Raw genomic sequence first — 17,891 nt, 5'->3', positions numbered from 1 at the left:
AGCAAGACATGGCCCATCCCAGCACCGGAGTGTCCCGACGCACCGTCACCAAAGCCGCGACGGCCGTCGGTCTGACCGCGCTGTTCGGCGGCAGAGCCGCCACCGCCCGAGCCGTGACCCGGCTCTCCGCCCGCACTCTGGACGTCTCCGTGTCGTCCCCCGCCCTGGGCCGCAGCGCGCCGGTACGGCTGATCCTGCCGTCGGGTTTCGGCACGCAGACCGGACGGACCTACCCCGTGCTGTACCTTCTGCACGGCGCCCACGACGACTACACGTCCTGGACCCGGGAGACGGACATCGAGGCCTTCACCGAGGGCCGGGACCTGATCGTGGCGATGCCGGACGCGGGGCCCACCGGCATTCCCACCGCCTGGCGCGGCGGCCCCGACTACGAGACCTTCCAGCTCACGGAGGTCCCCGCGCTGCTCGCCCGCCAGTACCGGGCCTCCGGTGTCCGGGCCGTCGCCGGGGTCTCCACCGGCGGCTACGGCGCGATGGCGCACACGGCACGCCATCCGGGGCTGTTCGCGGCGGCGGCCTCGTACAGCGGCATCCTCGACACCATGGCACCCGGTGTGCCCCCGCTCGTGGATGCGATCGTGGCCCGCGAGAACCTGGCGCCCCGCTCCCTGTGGGGCAGCCCCCTCCTGAACCTCCTGACCTGGCGTGACTTCAACCCGCGGTCCCGCGCCGAGGGGCTGCGCGGCACCCCTCTGTACGTCTCCAGCGGCAGCGGGGTCGTCGGCGGCACCGGTGACTGGCTGCCCGAGGCGCTGGAGAGCGCCCTGTGGCTCTCCGCGCACGCCTTCACCGACACGCTCGCGCTGCTCCGCGTCCCGGTCACCACCCACTACTACTCGGGAGGGGGACACGGCTGGGCCTACTGGAAGGGGGAGTTCAGCGCGTCGTGGCCGATGCTCGCCCGTGCGCTGGGGGTGCCGGAGTGAGGTCGGTACCGTCGGGGCACGGAACGGAACGGAGGGGACGCCCGTCCAACCCAGGACTCGTCCCTCACCCCACAGGCACCAGTCCGTGGGTGAGCCGTCTCCGGGTGAAAGGAGGGCCCTCCGTGGCGACCCCCGTCCCGCACGGCGTACCTGACGGCCCCGGAGCCGCCCCCGTACCGCCCGAACTGGCCAAACTGCTGCGCGACCAGTTGGAGGCCGTCGCCGACGAGGTGGAGGAGGAGGTTCGCGCACAGGTCCCGGAGTACGCCGCCCGGTCGGCCGACGAGAGGTACCGCGCACTCCTCAGATCGGGGGTCGTGCAGGCGCTCACCCTGTTCGTCGATCACATCGCCGACCCGCGTGCCCAGGGAGACTCGATCACCGCGATCTACCACGAGCTGGGGCGTGGTGAGGCGCTGGAGGGGCACAGCCTGGAAACCCTGCAGTCCGCGCTGCGGGTCGGGGGCATGCACGCCTGGCGGCTGCTGGGCCGTACGACGGAGGAACTCGGGCTGGACTCCGCGGTCATGGCCGGGCTCGCCGGGCTGGCGTTCCGGACCGTGCACGAGGTCGCCGAGGCCGCGGCTGCCGGTTACGCGGAGGGGCAGTCGCGCAGCACGGACGAGCTGGAGCGGCGTCGAGGGCGGCTGCTCGGCCTGTTGCTGGGCGAGGGGCCGCTGTCCCCGGAGGCGGTGCGGGACATGGCGCACGGCGCCCGGTGGACCGTACCGCCGTACGTCGCGGTCGTCGTCCTCGCGGCCTCGCCGGACCAGCGGGAGGAGGAGCGGCCGTTGGCGGCGGCGGGGGCGCTGGTGGACATGGAGTCCCGGCCGCCCCGGATGCTGGTGCCCGACCCGGACGGCTCGGGTGGCTTCGGCGGCCGGGCGTTCACGCTCGCGCTGCGGGGGCGGCCGGCGGCGATCGGGCCGACGGTTCCGCTCACCGAGGCCGCCAGGTCACTGCGCTGGGCCACCCGGGCCCTCGGGCTGATGGGGCGCGGGATACTCCCCCGGCAGGGGGTGGTGCGCTGCGCCGACCATCTGTCGACCCTGCTGCTGCACAGCGACGAACCCATGCTCGACCTGCTCCGGGTGCGCGCTCTCGCCCCCCTCGACACGGTCTCGGAGCAGCAGCGCGGGAGGCTCGCGGAGACGCTGCTCGCCTGGCTGCTCACCGGCAGCAACGTGCCCGATGTCGCCGCCCGGCTGCACATCCACCCGCAGACGGTGCGCTATCGCCTGCGCCAGCTGGAGAAGGTGTTCGGCGAGGCCGCCCTGCACGACCCGGCCAACCGGCTGGATCTGATCCTGGCACTCACGTCGGCACAAAAAAACGAGGAATTCCTGAATTCCCGTCCATAACCCTCAGTGCGGCAACACGAATACGTTCGGGATGTCCTTTCTCATAGGCGCTTGACCGCGCCCGACCCTCAAAGGATCCCCCCATGCGTATCCGCTTCTGTATCGCCGCGCTCGCACTCGTCGGCGGAGCCGGACTAAGCACGCTCTCGGCGCCCGCCGCCACCGCCGCCGCACCTGCCGCCGCCTGTACCGACATCGACGTCGTCGCAGCTCGCGGCACGTTCGAGCCGGGCACTCTCGGCGCGATCGTCGGCGACCCGGTGTATTCCTCCCTCCAACGGAAACTGACGGGAAAAAGCCTGTCCAGCTACAAGGTGAACTACCCCGCGGACCTTTCCCTCACATCGGCCGCGCAGGGCAACTCGGATCTGGTGAACCACGTCAGGAGCCAGGCGACATCGTGCCCGAACCAGCGTTTCATTCTGGTCGGCTATTCGCAGGGCGCGAACGTCGTCGACAACTCCATCGGAATCAGCAGTGCCGGCGCGGTGGTCGGCAGCCCGATCGTGGCCACCATTCCCGCCGCGTTGGAAGGGAAGGTCGCCGCGGTGCTGCTGTTCGGCAATCCGATCCGGGCCATCGGCAAGAGCGTCACCGGCACCTACCAGAGCCGCACCATCGACTTCTGCGCCAAGGGCGACCCCATCTGTGAGAACGGCGGGGGCGACGTGCTGGCCCACCTCGGCTACACGGCGAACGCCGGCGCGGCGGCCGACTTCGCGGCGGGCAAGGTCTGAGCCGTCCGAACCCGCAGCCGTACGGCACGTCGTACGGAAACTCGTACGGGAAAGGGCCCGGGAGAAAATTCTCCCGGGCCCTTCTTCCATGGGAGGAAGTTCGGGTGGCTATCGGGGATCCCGGGCGAACTCCGTGAGGCTCGTGGAGACGGGTTCCGGACGGCCGTTGTTCTGCGTGGGCGCGGCGGTCAGCACATCGAGGTGCTGGTAGCCGTCGGCGACCACGGGGTCGAGGGCGGCGGGGACGCGGCCCGCCAGCAGTCCGTCGCCCGCGAGGACGGTGAGCGTCGGGTTGGCGGTGAGCCCGTCGGGGTGCACGATGAGCCGCTTCACCTGCGGGGAGGTGGCCAGTTCGAGGTCGGTGACCAGTTTGGTCGGGAAGTACTGCTCGGTGAAGTCGAGCGGCTGCGCGGCGAGGCTGCGGGCCAGTTCCTGGATGTCGGTGACCTCCTTCCCCGCGCCGGTGAACGGCGTCCCGTCCGCCGATCGGTACCCGGGGTCGTCCGGATCGCCGACACGGTCGTAGTTCCGCCAGGTGTAGAGCGGCCCGTGCGGCCGGTCCGGGATGGCCTTGTACGCGGTGCCGAACAGCCCTGGCTGCTCGTCGTCGCCGTTGGTGACGGGGAAGCTCTTGTCCACGATCGGCCCGCCGTCGAAGAAGCCCACGCTGCTCTGCAGGAACGCCAGCGGTACGGAGTTGTCGTCCAGGAGCGCGCCGAGCACTGTCTCGTTGGTGAGCCGGAAGTCCTTCACGGCCGGTGAGCCCGTGAGGAAGGCGGCGGCGTCCTTGGCGAACAGAAAGCGGTTCGTCGCCTCGATGTTGAGGTTGGCGGGCAGATAGGAGGGCAGGTCGGCCTCACCGTCCGGGTCCTGAATCGCGCCGACACCCGCGATGGCCAGCAGGGTCATCGTCTCGGCGTTGAGCAGGACCGGCGCGGACAGTGAGCGCGGCAGCAGTCCGCTGTCGAGCCCGGCCTGCACGACGCCGTAACCGAGGCCGATGTCGGGCAGGTTGGTGTCGTCCGGGATGCTGCCGCTCAGGTCGGCGAGCGAGGTGGAGACGGTGGTGTCGAGGGCGAAGTAGCCCGCGCACTGGCGGTGTCCGGCGTCGGCGGTGGTGGCGGGGTTGCCGTCGAAGTCGGCGACCGCGAAGTACCCGGTGATCACACCGCCCAGGGAGTGCCCGCCGCACAGCACCTTCCGCTCGCGCAGCCCCTGGTCGGGCAACTCGGCGGTGAGCAGGGTGTATTGATCGCGGACGGTCTGCTCGATGCCGAGCTTCGCCATCCACCCGAGCTTGTCGTTGCCGACGAACCCGGCGAACGTACGGCCCGCGACCTGCTTGCCCCGGTAGTAGTAGTCGACGGCCGCGTGCTGGTCGCCGGAGTCGATGCCGGTGTGGTCCTCCATGCAGTTGGAGCGCCGGTCCAGGGCCCAGAACTCGATGTGCAGGCCACGTTCGGCGGCGCGTGCCACGGTGTTGCGGGCGACGCTGTCGAAGGCCCCGGCGCCCTCCAGGATGCCCGGCTGGGCGACGAGGATCCGGTCGGCGCCGGCCGATTCCGCGGGCCCGTCGGAGGAGCGGTAGCGCAGGTACGACAGCCAGTCGCACGCCGCCGGCCGGGCCCCGAAGGACACCGGCAGTGGTGCCTTCACCCGGACGACCGTCTCGGTCACCCCGGCGACCGCCACTGTGCCCGACGAAGCCACGGGGGCCTCTGTGCGCGTGCTCTCGCCGTGCGCCTCCGGGGCCACCACGGTGAGCGTCCCGGTGGTCAGCAGCACCGCCAGCGCGGTGCCGCTCACCCTCTTGACGGACTTCACTCTGCTGCGACTCGTATTCATAGCGCGACCGTAGGACCGCGCGGACCACGCGATCAGGCGGTGCTCACAAGAACGCAGCCCCCGGTGGCGCCTTTGTCATCAGGCACCAACCAGCCTTCTCCTCTTGCCTACAGCCCGTCGTTCTTCATGGCGGCGACGATCCGGACGTGGCGATCGGCCGCGGTGCCGGACCACTCGTTCTCGTAGTTCAGGCCGTAGGGCCAGAAGTGACCGCCGCCGGTGGACAGTTTGGCGCCGGAGCCGTCGAACTGCCTTACCAGCGCCGTGGCTTGCGCGCCGGTCCAGGTGCCACTGCCGCCCAGCGAGGACCAGCCCGAGCTGGTGCCCACGCCTATGGTGTGGGCGATCTCGTGCAGAGCGGTCCGCTCGGTCATGTAGCTGCGGTTGCTGCCGAAGCGGATGGTCCCGTTGAGGCTGCCGTCGGCGGTGGGCACTCCGGGCTCGTAGCGGACGGTGATGGTCTTCCCGAGGTCGCTGAGATTGTTGTAGCGGGTCACGGCGGCGTTCATGGCCGTGGTGATGAGGTTGTATGCGCTCTGCTGGTCCGTCGTGGGGTTGCTCGCCCGGACCAGGGACCAGGTGATGGTGGCCGCCGCGGCACTCTCACCGGCCACGGGGGCGGTCTGCGGGGCTGCTTGCGCGATGCCAGGTCCTGCCAGCATCGCGGCTGCCAGGGCGGCCACGACTGCTTTGCCGCGCCAGGAAACTCGTTGTGAACTCATGGGGGCTCCTGTGGGGGGATGAGCCGTCGCATTGGGGGGACGACGGCGTCCTGAAAGCGCTTTCCCAGGTTGCCGGGAGGCTAGCCAGATGTTTCGGGCGCGTCAATGAACTGCGCCAAGTGCCGCCGCCACAACGGACCTTGCCCGCCATCTTGACGTGTTCATTTTTGTCATCAAGCATGCCGTCAGTGCGACTCCTTCTGTTCGGTTCTGTTCGCCTCCTTGTTGTGGAAGGGAGTGCCGTGTCCCTTCGGCACAGCCATCGCATCGTCCGGGCCCTGGCCTCGGCGGTCCCCCTGGTACTCGGCGCGGGTCTCCTGGTCGCACAGCCCGCGACGAGCGCGGAGGCGGCGGCGCAGAGCACGGTCAACGTGCGGATCGATCCGTCGTACCAGCAGCAGGAGTTCGAGGGCTGGGGGACGAGCCTCGTCTGGTTCGCCAACGCGACGGGCGGCTATCCGGAGCCCGTCCGAAGACGGCTCGTGGACATGCTGTTCGGTGAGGACGGGCTCGATCTCAACATCGCGCGCTACAACATCGGCGGCGGCAACGCCCCGGACGTCCGCACGGACTACATGAAGGCCGGCGCGACCATGGAGGGCTTCTGGAAGGCCCCCGAGGGCACCACCCAGAAGGACATGGACTGGTGGGACCCGAACAACCCGGACGACTGGAACTGGGACGCCGACGCGAACCAGCGCTGGTGGGTGGACCAGGTCAAGGACAAGGTGACCACCTGGGAGGCGTTCAGCAACTCGCCGCCCTGGTTCCAGACGGTCAGCGGGTACGTCTCCGGGGGCTTCGACTCGAACACGGACCAGATCCGGGCGGACCGTGTCGACGAGTTCGCCGCCTATCTGGTGCGGGTGACCGAGGAGATGGAGAAGCGGCACGGCATCAGGTTCGACACCATCGATCCGCTGAACGAGCCCAACACCAACTACTGGGGTACCCAGTTGGGCGCCGACGGTCAGCCCACGGGCGGCCGTCAGGAAGGCGCGCACGCCGGACCGGCACTCCAGCAGAAGGTCGTTCTGGCCCTGGACAAGGCACTTGCCGGAGCGAAGACCGACGCGACGGTCTCCGCGATGGACGAGACCAACCCGAGCATCTTCACCCAGAACTGGAACGCCTACAGCACCGAGGCCCGGGCCGCCGTCGACCAGCTCAACGTGCACACCTACGGCACCGGAATGCGCACCAGCGCCCGGGACATCGCCAAGGGCGCCGACAAGAAGCTGTGGATGAGCGAGGTCGAGGGCAACTGGGGCACCGGCAGCGACTTCACGAGCATGGATCCGGGGCTCGGCATCGCCACCCGCATGGTCGACGACATGCGTGAACTGGAGCCCTCCGCCTGGGTGTTCTGGCAGCCGATCGAGGACTCGATCCCGCAGGCGGCGGCCGGCAAGAACTGGGGCAGCATCCACATCCCGTTCAACTGCACGGCTGCGGACACCCTGGAGACCTGCCCGATCAAGACCAACTCCAAGTTCCACACCATCCGGAACTTCACGCACTACATCCGGCCCGGCGACCACTTCGTGAAGACCGACGACGCGTCCACCGTCGCCGCCGTGAAGGCGTCCGGGCGGGCCGCGACGGCGGTGCACGTGAACAGCGGTACGGCCGCGCGTTCCGTGACTCTCGACCTCTCGCGCTTCGGCAAGGTCTCACGAAAGGCCTCCGTCACGCCCGTGGTGACGAGTGCCGACGGCGCGCTGGTGCGGGGTACCTCGGTCCGGGTGACCGACCGGTCGGCGACGCTCACCGTCCCCGCGAAGTCGGTGACGACCTTCCTGATCGAGGGTGTCAGCGGCGTGGCGAACGACGCCGCCCTCGTCCAGCCCGGGCACGTCTACCGGCTCCAGGGCGCCCAGAGCGGCAAATCGTTGGCCCCCTCGGACGACGGCACCGGCGTCGTCATCCGCACGACCGACGCCGCCAACCCGCAACAGCTCTGGTCCGTACGGCAGTTGACCCCTGGCAGCGAGAACCGCGAACGCTACGCCCTCACCAGCGCCACCACCGGGAAACAACTCGCCGTACGCGACAACGTGGCCGTCCTGGAAACCCCGGACCCGGCGAACGGTGAGCCCGACGGCGGCGCCCAGTGGATCCTGTCGACGACCGGCGACGGCTCCTGGACGTTCGTGAACGCCGCCACGGGCCGCCTGCTCGACGTCACCGGGCAGTCCTCCACGGACGGCGCCAAGGTGTCCACGTACACCCCGACTTCGGCGGCGAACCAGCGCTGGGCCGTGCCCGACGAGACGGTGTTGCGCACCCGGCCCGCGACGACGTTCACCGTCCCCGGTCTGCGGCCCGAGCTGCCGACAACGGTGACGCCGGTGTTCCCGGACGGTGCCCGGGGCTCGCTGCCCGTGGTGTGGGACCTGCCGTCGGACCGCGCCTGGCGCAAGGCCGGGACCGTGCGGGTCAGGGGTGAGGCGACCGACGCTCTCGGGCGCACGATCCCCGCGAAGGCGGTCGTCACCGTCGACACGATCGCCTCGACCCTGTCCGGCCGTGCCAAGACCTACGTGGGCGGGCAGCCGGAGTTGCCCGCCACGGTCGTCGGCGTCGGCGCGCACGGAGGCCGGACCGACCTTCCGGTCACCTGGGCCCCGGCGCCCGAGGGGGCGTTCGGCGCGACCGGGACCGTGTCCCTGCACGGTGTCGCCCGGATCGTCGGCGGCGGTACGACCGACGCGACCGTACGCGTCCAGGTCACGGAACCGGTGGCGACCAACATCGCGCCCGACTCGGACGTCTCCGTTGCCGCCACGTTCACCGAGAGCGGGTACTCCGCGGAGAAGCTGCGCAACGGTGACCTGACCGAGAAGGCATGGTCGAACTGGAAGTCGGGGAACACCAAGAACGCCTCCGACACCATCACGTACACGCTGCCGAAGGCCCGCGACCTGAGCAGGATCGTCGCGCGCTTCTACCGGGACGGGTCCAGCGCGTCCTTCCCCGCGGGCCTCAAGGTGCAGGTGCGGGCGGCCGGCAGCGACACCTGGACCGACGCGAGCGGCACCGTGCCGGTCGGGACCGAGGGCGCGCCGGTGATCGACGTACCGCTGACGGCGGGGCCCGCTGCCGGGGTGCGGGTGGTCATGACGGCACGTCAGGGCGGCTACATCACCATGAGCGAGCTCGAGGTGTACGCCAAGTCGCCCGGTGTCGCCTCGGATTCGGCCGCCGCGTCGATCGAGGTGGCCGGTGTACCGGTCGCGACCTTCGAACCAGGGACGACCGACTACCGGGTGGCGACCGGCGATCCGGCGCGGGCCGAGGTCACGGCGACGGCTCGCGACCCCTATGCGGACGTCACGGTCGAGAAGGTCCACGAGCACGGCCGGACGGAGGCCGTCGTCACGGTGACCGGTGAGGACGGGACGCGGACGACGACGTACCGGATCACGCTCGTACGACGACGCTGAAGGCACGCTCGGAGGGAGGGGAACCGCTGACCGGTTCCCCTCCCTCCGGCCCTCAGCGCCTCAGGTTCGCCCGGACGGCAGCGGCAACGACCGCGTCCCGCTCGGTCCGGCTGAACAGGCCCTGGGACAGCCAGGTGTCGGTGAGGGCCCGGACCGCGTCCAGGAAGGCCCCCTGCGACGCGAAGGGAGCCCGCGCCCAGAGCACGTCGAGGAAGGTCAGACCGTCCGTGCGGGCGCGGTTCGGCACCCCAGAGGTGGCCGTGCCGAACACGACGACGGGCTCGGAGCGCCTGAAGTAGGCGTGGTAGCGGGCGGTGTCCGCGATGTGGAACGGGGCCAGGGTCAGGCCGTGCGTGGTGAAGTGCAGCGTGCGGCCCTCGGGTTTGACCGAGGCAGCGAGGTCGCCCTGCAGCGTGAAGTCCTTGTAGAAGGAGAAAGTGCGGAAGGTCGTGGCCTGACTCCGGGCGACCAGCAGGACCGGGCCGTAGAACAGCGACTGGACCGTGGGGTCGTCCAGGGCCCGTTCGACGCGCAGCCGGTACGGGGCGGAGACAGTGATCCGGTCACCGCGCTGCCAGTTCCGGCTCAGGGTGAGGTAGCTGCCGGGTACGGCCCCGGCCGGCTGCGGAACCCCGTTGACCGTGACGGTGAAGCCTCCGGTGGCCCAGGACGGCACCCGGAGCTTCAGATCGAGGTTGCCGCCGCCCTCGCGGAACGTCAGGGTGCGCACACCCTCGGCCGGGTAGTCACTCGTCTGATCGATGACGAGGCCCCGCTCCGGCCAGCGCAGGGTGGAGGCGAGGTAGAGATTGACGTACAGCGCGTTGCCGTCGGCGGAGCGGAAGTACACCGAGTCCTGGTACTTGGTGTGGTTCTCCATACCCGTACCGCCGCAGCAGGTACCGGTGTTGTCGTACTCGCGCACGACTCCCGGGCCCATGCCGACGAAATAGGTGACTTCCGGACTGGTCGTGCTGCGGGCGTCCCGGCGGGAGGCGAGGATGTGGTTGGTCAGGCCTCGTTCGTAGTAGTCCATGTAGGCGGGGTCGGGCGTGTGGAAGAACAGCTGCCGGCTCAGCTTCAGCATGTTGTACGTCGCACACGTCTCTGCGTTGTTGTCGGCGAGGGTCGCGGCTATCGCGTTCCGCGCCCGGAAGATCTCCCCCTGGCCGGTGCCGCCCAGGCTGTACGTCCGGGGGCCCACGACCATGCCCCAGAAGTTGCGGGCGGCACTGGCGTACTTCGTCGTCCCCGTGTGGTCGAACAGCCTTGTGTAGCCGGTGAACTGGGGGATGTGCTGGTTGGCGTGCCTGCCGTCGAGGATGTCGCGGTTGTCGGCGCAGGCGTCCAGTAACGCGGTGTTGTCGAAGCAGCGGGCGGCGGCGAGGTGCTCCGCCCGGCCGGTGAGGGCGTACAGGTCGGCCAGCACCTCGTTCATGCCGCCGTACTCGCCGGCGATGTAGATCGACCACATGCGGTCCAACTGCGCCTGGGGCAGGCGGCTGAGCCTGCTGTGCACCCAGTCGCCCATCTTCGAGACGATCGTCAGGGCCTGCTGGTTGCCGGTCAGGGTGTGGGCGTCGAGGAGGCCGCGCATGATCTTGTGGCAGGTGTAGTAGGGCGCCCAGATGGTGGGGTAGGTCGTGTAGCTCTCCAGCAGGATGAACTGCGTCTCCGGGTACGCGGCCAGAAACCCGGGGTGGCTGGGTCGCGGCGATCCGTGGTCCGCCAGGGCCAGTTGGCACTCGCCGAGCGCGGTGACCAGGTAGTCCAGCTTGGTCTTCAGCCCGGCCTCACGAGTGTCGGCGTACGCCTGTGCCACGAGGGTGAGGAAGTGACCGCCGAAGTGGCCGCGCAGGTTGCCGTCGGCGGTCTCCCAGCCGCCGGGCGGCTGCGCACCCCGGGTGTCCAGGCTCGCGTTGGCACGGAAGACGGCCAGGATGCGGTCCGCCGGGTAGGACCTGGCGAACTCCAGCATCAGGTCGCGCTTGCGCCGGAACACGCCGTCACCCAGGGTCACTTGGCCCAGGGGGAAGGGCTGCACGGACCAGGTGACGGGCGGGGCGGCTGCGGCGAGGGCGGCGCCTGACGCCGGCGACGCGGGGAGAGCCGCAGCCGGCACCGCGTACGCGAGTGGCGTGGCGGCCACGCTTCCCGCAGCGAGTCTCAACAGGTTTCGACGGGTGGGTGGTTGGGTCATCTCGGGCTCCGATCGTGGGGTTCGGGGGCCTGGTCTGTGGTCGGCCTGGGCTACGTCTCTGTGGTCGGCAGCCACACGCGCATCGTCGAAGGGCCGCGGTTCGCCCAGGAGTTGTAGGGGACCAGGACGATTCCCGTGCGCTCGGCGGTGGAAACGGTGGCTCGGTCGAGTGGCTGGTAAGGCCATGCGGGGTCTCCGGGACCGTCCGGTTCGACGAGTTCACCCGGCGCGACAACGGTGCCGGTGCCCTCCGGCCCGTCCTCCGGCTCGGCGGACGGATCCACTCGTACGGCGTCCACCTCACGCCTGTCCGGCAGGTCCACGGACTCGGCGCAGTAGACGAGCGGGCCGCGCTGGACGGCGACCGTGCCGCGTACGGCGTCGATGCGCGGGTCCGGGGCGATCCACCGTGGTGCCACGGGCAGTTCGAGCCGGACCTCGTCGCCGGGAAGGAAGAGCCGGGTGACCTCGGCGGTGCCCGGGCCGACCGTGCGGCAGGTCCCCTCCGGGGCGACCAGGTAGGCCGTGGTGCCCTCCGTCCACGCGGGGACGCGCAGCGACAGGGTCCAGTGGCGGGCCGGGGACGAGCGGTCGATCCGTACCGTCACGATGCCGCCGGACGGGTAGTCGGTGCGGACGCTCAGCGCGATGTCGTGGCCGCCGGTGAGGGATGTGGCGATCTCCGCGTCGGCGTACTGGTGGAGTTGGATGCCCTGGTCGTCGGCCGTGGCCAGGTGGGCGGGCAGCTGGGCCAGGGTGCGTGCCACGTTCGTCGGGCAGCAGGACACCGCGAACCAGGGGGCGCGCAGGCTCGATTCGGCGCGCGGGCTCACCGCGTCGGCGGCGGGTACGGGGCCCTGGTGGCGCCGGTGCAGGGTGTTGGCGTAGAAGAAGGACCGGCCGTCCTCGGACGGGGAGGTGGCGACCACGTTGAAGAGTGTCCGCTCGGCGAGGTCGGCGTAGCGCGGGTCGCCGGTGGCCAGGAGCAGCCGCCAGCTGAGCTGTACGGAGGCGACGCCGGCGCAGGTCTCCGAGTAGGCGCGGTCGGGCGGGAGAACGAAGTCGTCGCCGAAGGCCTCGTCCCGGTGGTGGGAGCCCATGCCGCCGGTCAGATAGGTGCGTCTGGCGACCGCCGCCTCCCACTGACGTACAACTGCCGCGAGCAGTTCCTCGTCCCCGGTCTCCACGGCCACGTCGACCGCGCCGGACGCGAGGTAGAGGGCGCGGACTGCGTGGCCCCGGAGCACCGTGGCGTCCCGTACCGGCAGGTCGTCCTGGTGGTAGACGCGGCCGAACTCGCCGTCGGCGAGGGTGCCTTGGCCCCTGCGGTCGATGAACAGGGCCGCCTGCTCGAGGTAGCGTTCCTCGCCCGTAAGCCGGGCCAGTTCCACGAGGGCCGTCTCGATCTCCGGGTGGCCGCAGACTCGTTCGATGCCACCCCGGCCGAAGGTGGCGCAGATGTGGTCGGCGGCGCGTCGGGCGATCTTCGTCAGCTCACCCTCACCCTGGGCGCGGGCCTGGGCGACGCCCGCCTGGATCAGGTGCCCGTAGCAGTACAGTTCGTGACCCCATTCGAGGTCGCTGTAGCGGGGCTGCTGTCCCGGATGACCGAAGGCGGTGTTCAGGTAGCCGTCCGGATCCTGAGCGGATGCGACGGCCTCGGTGAGCGCGACGATGTCCTGGTCGAGCGCGGAACAGGCACCGGTGCCTGTGCCTGTGCCAATACCCGTTCCGGATTGCCAGGCCATCGCTTCGAGGAGCTTATAGATCTCGGAGTCCGCGAACTCCCGTCCCCGCCGGTCCCGTTGGATACGGCCTTCGGCGACGGCCCGGAAGTTGCCGGTCCAGCCGACGCGTTCCATCCAGTCCCGGCAGTGGGCGAGGGTGGCGTTGGCGTTGACCTCCCGGCGCCCGGCCCAGAAACCGCCGGTGATCCTCACCTCGTCCAGGCCCAGCGGGCGCAGTCGCCCCCGGGTCGGTGCCACGGGCAGCACGGTCGACAACTCTCGGTCATCGCTCACCAATTGATGCCTTTCATCCGGTTGGTCAGCCCTTCAGCGCGCCCGACATGAAGCCTCGTACGTAGTGCCGTTGCAGCAGCAGGAAGAGGAGGAGACAGGGCACGGCGAGGACCACCACACCGGCTTCGGTGGCGCCGTAGTCGACGGCGCCCATGCTCTGCTGCCGGAGGTTGGCCACAGCCAGCGGCAGAGGTGCCTTCTCGCTGTCGGAGATCAGGATCAGCGGGGCGATGAAGTCGTTCCAGGCCGCGAGGAACGCGAACAGGCCGACGGTGATCAACCCCGGGCGTACGGCGGGCAGCAGCACCCGGCGCAGGGCGCCCGCCGTACCGCAGCCGTCGACGAGCGCCGACTCCTCCAGTTCACGGGGCACCGCCTCGAAGGAGATCCGCATCATGAAGGTGGCGAACGGCAGCTGGAACATGGCCAGGACGAGGCTCAGCCCGATCAGTGAGTTCTGGAGGTGGAGTCGGCCGAGCAGGACGTAGAGGGGGATGAGGAGGGTGGCGTACGGGACCATGAGAATGGCCAGGGTCAACAGGAACAGCAGGTTCTTGCCGGGGAAGTCGAAGCGGGCGAAGGCGTAGCCGCCCAGCAGGGACACTCCGAGCGTCAGGGCGACGGTGAGCACGGAGACGACGGTGCTGTTGAGGAAGTACTGCCACAGGCCCGCGTCGTAGTCGAGGAGCGTCCGGTAGTTGCCGAGGCCGTAGCCGGACTCCTGTGCGGTACCGGGTTGGCCGCTGACCGAGGCCCAGGCGTTCCACACCAGGGGGAAGAGGAAGATGACGGCCAGTCCTCCGGCGACGACGTAGTAGGGCGTACGGCCGAGGGCGCGGGTCAGCACCGTGGTCTCCCTTCCGCTACCGGACAGCTGGTGTCTCGTCGGGTCATGACTGGTCGCCTCATGACTCGTCGGCGCGGCGCAGGCCGCGGAACTGGAGGGTGTTGAGCAGGAGGAGCACGCCCAGCACGATCACCGAAAGGGCCGCCGCCGTACCGAGGTTCATCCGCTGGAAGGCCTCCCGGTAGATCAACTGGACGACGGTGACCGTGCTGTTGTCCGGTCCGCCCTTGGTGAGCACGAAGAACTGGTCGAAGGCGAGCAGTGATCCGGTCACGCAGAGCAGGAGTGTCAGCGCGAGGGATGGGCGCAGCAGCGGCAGCGTGATCGAGCGGAAGATCTGGCCCCGGCTCGCGCCGTCCATGCGGGCCGCCTCGAACACCTCGTGGGGGATGCGCTGCAGGCCCACGAGAAGGATCAGCATGTAGAACCCGGCGAACTTCCAGACGATGAGGAAGACGGTCGAGAGGAGGGCGGAGTTCGGAGTGCCGAGGAAGGACACCGGGTCGTCGACGAGGCCCAGGTTCTCCAGGATGCGGCTGAGAGGTCCGGTGGTAGGGCTGTACAGGCCCCAGAAGAGCAGGGACGCGGAGGCGAGTCCGAGGGCGCTGGGCAGGAAGTAGACGGTGCGGAAGGAACCCGCCGCCGGGCGGGACTCCTGCACCAGCAGGGCGAGGAGAAGGGCAAGTCCGAGGAGGACGACCGTGACGATCACGGTGTAGAGGAGCGTGAAGCGGACCGCCGGCCAGAACAGGGTGGTGTCGGTGGCGTCGGTGTAGTTCTCGGGGGCGTTGATCCCCCGGTCGCCGGCCAGGAGCGGCCAGTCGCTGAGGGACATCTGGCCTACGAGCAGCAGCGGCAGCAGGAAGAAGACGGTCACGAACACGGCTGTGGGGGCGGCGTAGGCGAGGCCCTGTACTCTGCGTGACCGCCATCGAGGTGCGGTGGTACGAGGCGGGGGGACCCGGGGTTCTGGCCGGGTCCGGGGTTCGGCCGCCGTCGGGTCGGCCGCCTTCACCTGCATGGCTCTCCTCTGCCGTGCGACATGGACGTGGACGTGGACGTGGGCTGGCTGTACCGCTGAAAGGCAGGGGCGCAGCCCCGTCTTTCAGGGGCGCGGGGAACTGCGCGACCAGCCCCCACGCACCCGCGGCTGACACTCAGTCCGCCAGCGAAGCACTCACCGCGTCGTTGCCCTTGTCCACGTCCGACCCGTCCCCGAAGGCGGCGTCGCGCATCAGGCTCAGCCAGGGGCCGTTGGGGTCGTTGAAGGTCTGGCCGAACTTCAACGCGTACGGTGTCCGGCCGTCCGCCACCAGTTCGTTGATGGCCACCAGCCGTGGATCCGACTTGGAGTACTTGTTGGACGCGAGGTCGGTGCGTGCCACCACGTCCTTGTGGGCGGCGACCACGTCGACCTGTGCCTGGTCGCCCAGGGACCAGGCGAGGAAGTTCCAGGCCTGGTCGGCCGACTTGCTGGTGGCGGCGATACCGATGGCGTCGCCGCCGACGAACGTGGACTTGCCGCCGTCGGGTCCTGGGATGGGCGCGACACCGAGGTCCAGGTCCTTGGGCATCAGGCCGAGGGTGGTCGAGGGCATCGGCATGACGCCGACCTTTCCCTTCGGGAAGACGCCGGTCCAGGTGGCACCGGTTTCGTCGCGGGCGCCGGGGGCGACGATGTCGTCGTCGACCCAGCCCCGGTAGGTGTCGTAGACCTTCTTCGCGGTGGCGGAGTCCAGGGTCGCCTCGGTGCCGTCCTTGTTCAGCACGTCCTCCCCCGCGGCCCAGATGGAGGGCCACCAGGTGAAGACACCGCAGCCGCCGCAGTTGCCGCCGAAGAAGGTGCCGTTGACGCCCCCGCCGAGCGCGTCCACCGCGCGTGCCTGCTGGTCCCACTCGGCGAGGGTGACGGGCGGCTTCTCCGGGTCGAGCTTCGCCTTCCGGTAGAGGTCCTTGTTGTAGAAGAGGACCGACAGGTCGAGGGTGTGCGGGACCACGTATTTGCGGTCCTCGTACGTGCCCGCCTTGATGTGCGACTGGGCGAGGCTGTCGGCGAAGGGCAGGGCGTCTATACGGTCGGTGAGGTCGGCGAAGAGCCCGCTGGAGGTGTAGTTCGGGACGAACACCACGTCGGAGGCGAAGAGGTCGGGCAGGTCCTTGGACCCGGCCGCCGCGCCGACCTTCGCCTGGTAGTCGTCGGTGGGGATGACGGTCAGGTCGATCTGGTTCTTGTGGCCAGCGTTGTACGCCTTGACCAGGGCCTCGCTCTGCGGCCGGGTCGCCGCCCGGGTCCACATCGTCAGCGTGGCTCCGTCGTCCTTACCCGTGACGCCGGCCGCTCCCCCGCCGCCGCCTCCTCCTCCGCCGTCCGAGCCCTCGTCCCCGGAGCCGCAGGCCGTGACCAGGCCCGCGGCGGCGAGAATCGCGACGGCACCAGCGGCAAGTCTGCGGAGGCGTCCACGTCTGTTTCCACGTGGCCCGGTCGTGCTCCCCATGACGATCCCCCTCGTGTGGGTTCTGCTGGGTTCTGCTGGGTTCTGAGCCGGAAAGACACCGAAAAGCTTTTCTGAAAGTAGGGACTTGCCTCATGGCCCGTCAATCCCCTTGCACAGAAGGGAAGTCGGCGACCGAGACGTGATGGCTGACGAAATCCGTGAAACCGCGCATGCCACGCCCAGGCCGAAACAACTCGCGTACGGTTTACGCACGCAGGGCGAGAGAAGGAGTTATCCCATGGCACAGGCCACCGGCCCCTCTCGTGCGCAACCCTCGACACTCAGCGACGTGGCCCGCCTGGCGGGCGTGTCCATCGCCACCGCGTCCAAGGCCCTCAACGGCCGGAGCCAGGTGCGCGCCGAGACCCGGCAGCGGGTGGTCGACGCGGCCGAGCGGCTGTCGTTCCGCCCCAACCAGCTGGCCCGCGGCCTGCTCGCCGGGCGGACGGGCACGGTCGGTCTGCTCACCAGCGACCTGGAGGGCAGGTTCAGCATCCCGATCCTGATGGGCGCCGAGGACGCCTTCGGGGCGGGCGAGGTCGCCGTGTTCCTCTGTGACGCCCGCGGGGACACGATCCGCGAACAGCACCACGTCCGGGCACTGTTGGGCCGCCGGGTCGACGGTCTGATCGTGGTGGGCAGCCGCACCGACCCACGTCCTTCCCTGGGCCGTGAGCTCCCCGTCCCGGTGGTCTACGCGTACGCGCCCTCGAACGATCCGGCCGATCTGTCCATCGTCCCGGACAGCGTCGACGCCGGCCGGATCGCCGTGGCACACCTGTTGGCGTGCGGCCGTTCCCGGATAGCGCACATCACCGGCGACCCCGGGTATCTCGCGGCGCGGGAGCGCTCCGAGGGGGCCATGGGCGCGCTCGCCGACGCCGGTCTGAGCCCGGTCGAGGATCCGAGGTTCGGCGCCTGGTCGGAGGGCTGGGGGCGGGCGGCCACCGCGCTGCTGCTCGACCGGCATCCGGAGGTCGACGGGGTGCTGTGCGGCAACGACCAGATCGCGCGCGGGGTCATGGACGTCCTGCGTGAGCGCGGCCGGCGCGTGCCGGAGGACGTGTCCGTCATGGGCTTCGACGACTGGCACGTCCTGACCTCCGGCGCCCGGCCGCCGCTGACCAGCGTCGACCTGAACCTCGAAGAGGTCGGCCGGGCGGCGGCGCACGCCCTGTTCAGCGCGATCGGCGGGGTGCGGCGCTCGGGGACGGAGTCGCTGCCCTGCCGGGTGGTCATCAGGGGTTCGACGGCTCCGCAGTCCTGAGCG

At 70.0% G+C, this 17,891-nt stretch carries 12 protein-coding genes; 5 read left to right on the top strand and 7 right to left on the bottom strand.

Annotated features, from left to right (window positions below):
- The first annotated feature begins 8 nt into the window (after positions 1 to 8).
- From G3I56_RS24985 to G3I56_RS24975, 3 genes are all read left to right on the top strand, one after another.
- On the top strand, positions 9 to 947 hold the full coding sequence (locus tag G3I56_RS24985) for an alpha/beta hydrolase family protein (protein ID WP_164412583.1): 939 nt from the start codon (positions 9 to 11) through the stop codon (positions 945 to 947).
- 122 nt (positions 948 to 1,069) lie between these two features.
- Positions 1,070 to 2,308 carry a PucR family transcriptional regulator gene (locus tag G3I56_RS24980; RefSeq protein WP_164412581.1) on the top strand — a complete coding sequence of 413 codons (1,239 nt, stop codon included), beginning with the start codon at positions 1,070 to 1,072 and terminating at the stop codon, positions 2,306 to 2,308.
- Between the two features lie 83 nt (positions 2,309 to 2,391).
- A complete protein-coding gene (locus G3I56_RS24975) occupies positions 2,392 to 3,045 on the top strand; it encodes a cutinase family protein (protein ID WP_164412579.1) in 654 nt (217 codons plus the stop codon).
- 108 nt (positions 3,046 to 3,153) lie between these two features.
- On the opposite strand, the gene G3I56_RS24970 is transcribed toward G3I56_RS24975, so the two are convergent.
- Together G3I56_RS24970 and G3I56_RS24965 are read right to left on the bottom strand one after the other, a co-directional pair.
- Positions 3,154 to 4,890: a hypothetical protein gene (locus G3I56_RS24970; protein ID WP_164412577.1), complete on the bottom strand. Its 1,737-nt coding sequence runs from the start codon at positions 4,888 to 4,890 to the stop codon at positions 3,154 to 3,156.
- A 107-nt stretch (positions 4,891 to 4,997) separates the two neighbouring features.
- Complete coding sequence (locus G3I56_RS24965) at positions 4,998 to 5,612, bottom strand: hypothetical protein (protein ID WP_164412575.1); 615 nt, start codon at positions 5,610 to 5,612, stop codon at positions 4,998 to 5,000.
- Positions 5,613 to 5,854: 242 nt separating this feature from the next.
- Between G3I56_RS24965 and G3I56_RS24960 the strand changes: the two genes are divergently transcribed.
- Positions 5,855 to 9,058, top strand: coding sequence for a glycoside hydrolase (locus G3I56_RS24960; RefSeq protein ID WP_343240045.1), 3,204 nt, complete (start codon positions 5,855 to 5,857; stop codon positions 9,056 to 9,058).
- Positions 9,059 to 9,110: 52 nt separating this feature from the next.
- On the opposite strand, the gene G3I56_RS24955 is transcribed toward G3I56_RS24960, so the two are convergent.
- The 5 genes from G3I56_RS24955 to G3I56_RS24935 all read right to left on the bottom strand — a co-directional run bounded on the left by G3I56_RS24955 (position 9,111) and on the right by G3I56_RS24935 (position 16,621).
- The gene (locus G3I56_RS24955) at positions 9,111 to 11,258 is read right to left on the bottom strand and encodes a beta-L-arabinofuranosidase domain-containing protein (protein WP_203690582.1); all 2,148 of its coding nucleotides are present in this window, start codon (positions 11,256 to 11,258) and stop codon (positions 9,111 to 9,113) included.
- A 50-nt stretch (positions 11,259 to 11,308) separates the two neighbouring features.
- Complete coding sequence (locus tag G3I56_RS24950; protein WP_164412572.1) at positions 11,309 to 13,279, bottom strand: beta-L-arabinofuranosidase domain-containing protein; 1,971 nt, start codon at positions 13,277 to 13,279, stop codon at positions 11,309 to 11,311.
- Between the two features lie 25 nt (positions 13,280 to 13,304).
- On the bottom strand, positions 13,305 to 14,126 hold the full coding sequence (locus tag G3I56_RS24945; RefSeq protein WP_164412570.1) for a carbohydrate ABC transporter permease: 822 nt from the start codon (positions 14,124 to 14,126) through the stop codon (positions 13,305 to 13,307).
- A 58-nt stretch (positions 14,127 to 14,184) separates the two neighbouring features.
- Positions 14,185 to 15,147 (bottom strand): sugar ABC transporter permease, encoded by a 963-nt coding sequence (locus tag G3I56_RS24940; RefSeq protein WP_164412569.1) that lies wholly within the window; start codon positions 15,145 to 15,147, stop codon positions 14,185 to 14,187.
- A 136-nt stretch (positions 15,148 to 15,283) separates the two neighbouring features.
- Positions 15,284 to 16,621 carry a sugar ABC transporter substrate-binding protein gene (locus G3I56_RS24935; RefSeq protein ID WP_164412567.1) on the bottom strand — a complete coding sequence of 446 codons (1,338 nt, stop codon included), beginning with the start codon at positions 16,619 to 16,621 and terminating at the stop codon, positions 15,284 to 15,286.
- A gap of 238 nt (positions 16,622 to 16,859) precedes the next feature.
- Between G3I56_RS24935 and G3I56_RS24930 the strand changes: the two genes are divergently transcribed.
- Positions 16,860 to 17,888, top strand: a complete 1,029-nt coding sequence (locus tag G3I56_RS24930) for a LacI family DNA-binding transcriptional regulator (RefSeq protein ID WP_164412565.1) — start codon at positions 16,860 to 16,862, stop codon at positions 17,886 to 17,888.
- The last annotated feature ends 3 nt before the right edge of the window (positions 17,889 to 17,891 follow it).

It is taken from the genome of Streptomyces sp. SID12488, assembly GCF_010548275.1.
Taxonomy (GTDB): Bacteria; Actinomycetota; Actinomycetes; order Streptomycetales; family Streptomycetaceae; genus Streptomyces.
The sequence above is the reverse complement of the archived record's forward strand: the minus strand, read 5'-3'. Positions and strand labels throughout refer to the sequence as shown.

Bases quoted from the DNA above. Each gene is read 5' to 3' on its own strand.
- G3I56_RS24975 (WP_164412579.1), top strand. From the start codon at position 2,392: ATGCGTATCCGCTTCTGTATCGCCGCGCTCGCACTCGTCGGCGGAGCC.
- G3I56_RS24970 (WP_164412577.1), bottom strand. From the start codon at position 4,890: ATGAATACGAGTCGCAGCAGAGTGAAGTCCGTCAAGAGGGTGAGCGGC.
- G3I56_RS24965 (WP_164412575.1), bottom strand. From the start codon at position 5,612: ATGAGTTCACAACGAGTTTCCTGGCGCGGCAAAGCAGTCGTGGCCGCC.
- G3I56_RS24935 (WP_164412567.1), bottom strand. From the start codon at position 16,621: ATGGGGAGCACGACCGGGCCACGTGGAAACAGACGTGGACGCCTCCGC.
- G3I56_RS24930 (WP_164412565.1), top strand. From the start codon at position 16,860: ATGGCACAGGCCACCGGCCCCTCTCGTGCGCAACCCTCGACACTCAGC.
- G3I56_RS24985 (WP_164412583.1), top strand. From the start codon at position 9: ATGGCCCATCCCAGCACCGGAGTGTCCCGACGCACCGTCACCAAAGCC.
- G3I56_RS24955 (WP_203690582.1), bottom strand. From the start codon at position 11,258: ATGACCCAACCACCCACCCGTCGAAACCTGTTGAGACTCGCTGCGGGA.
- G3I56_RS24940 (WP_164412569.1), bottom strand. From the start codon at position 15,147: ATGCAGGTGAAGGCGGCCGACCCGACGGCGGCCGAACCCCGGACCCGG.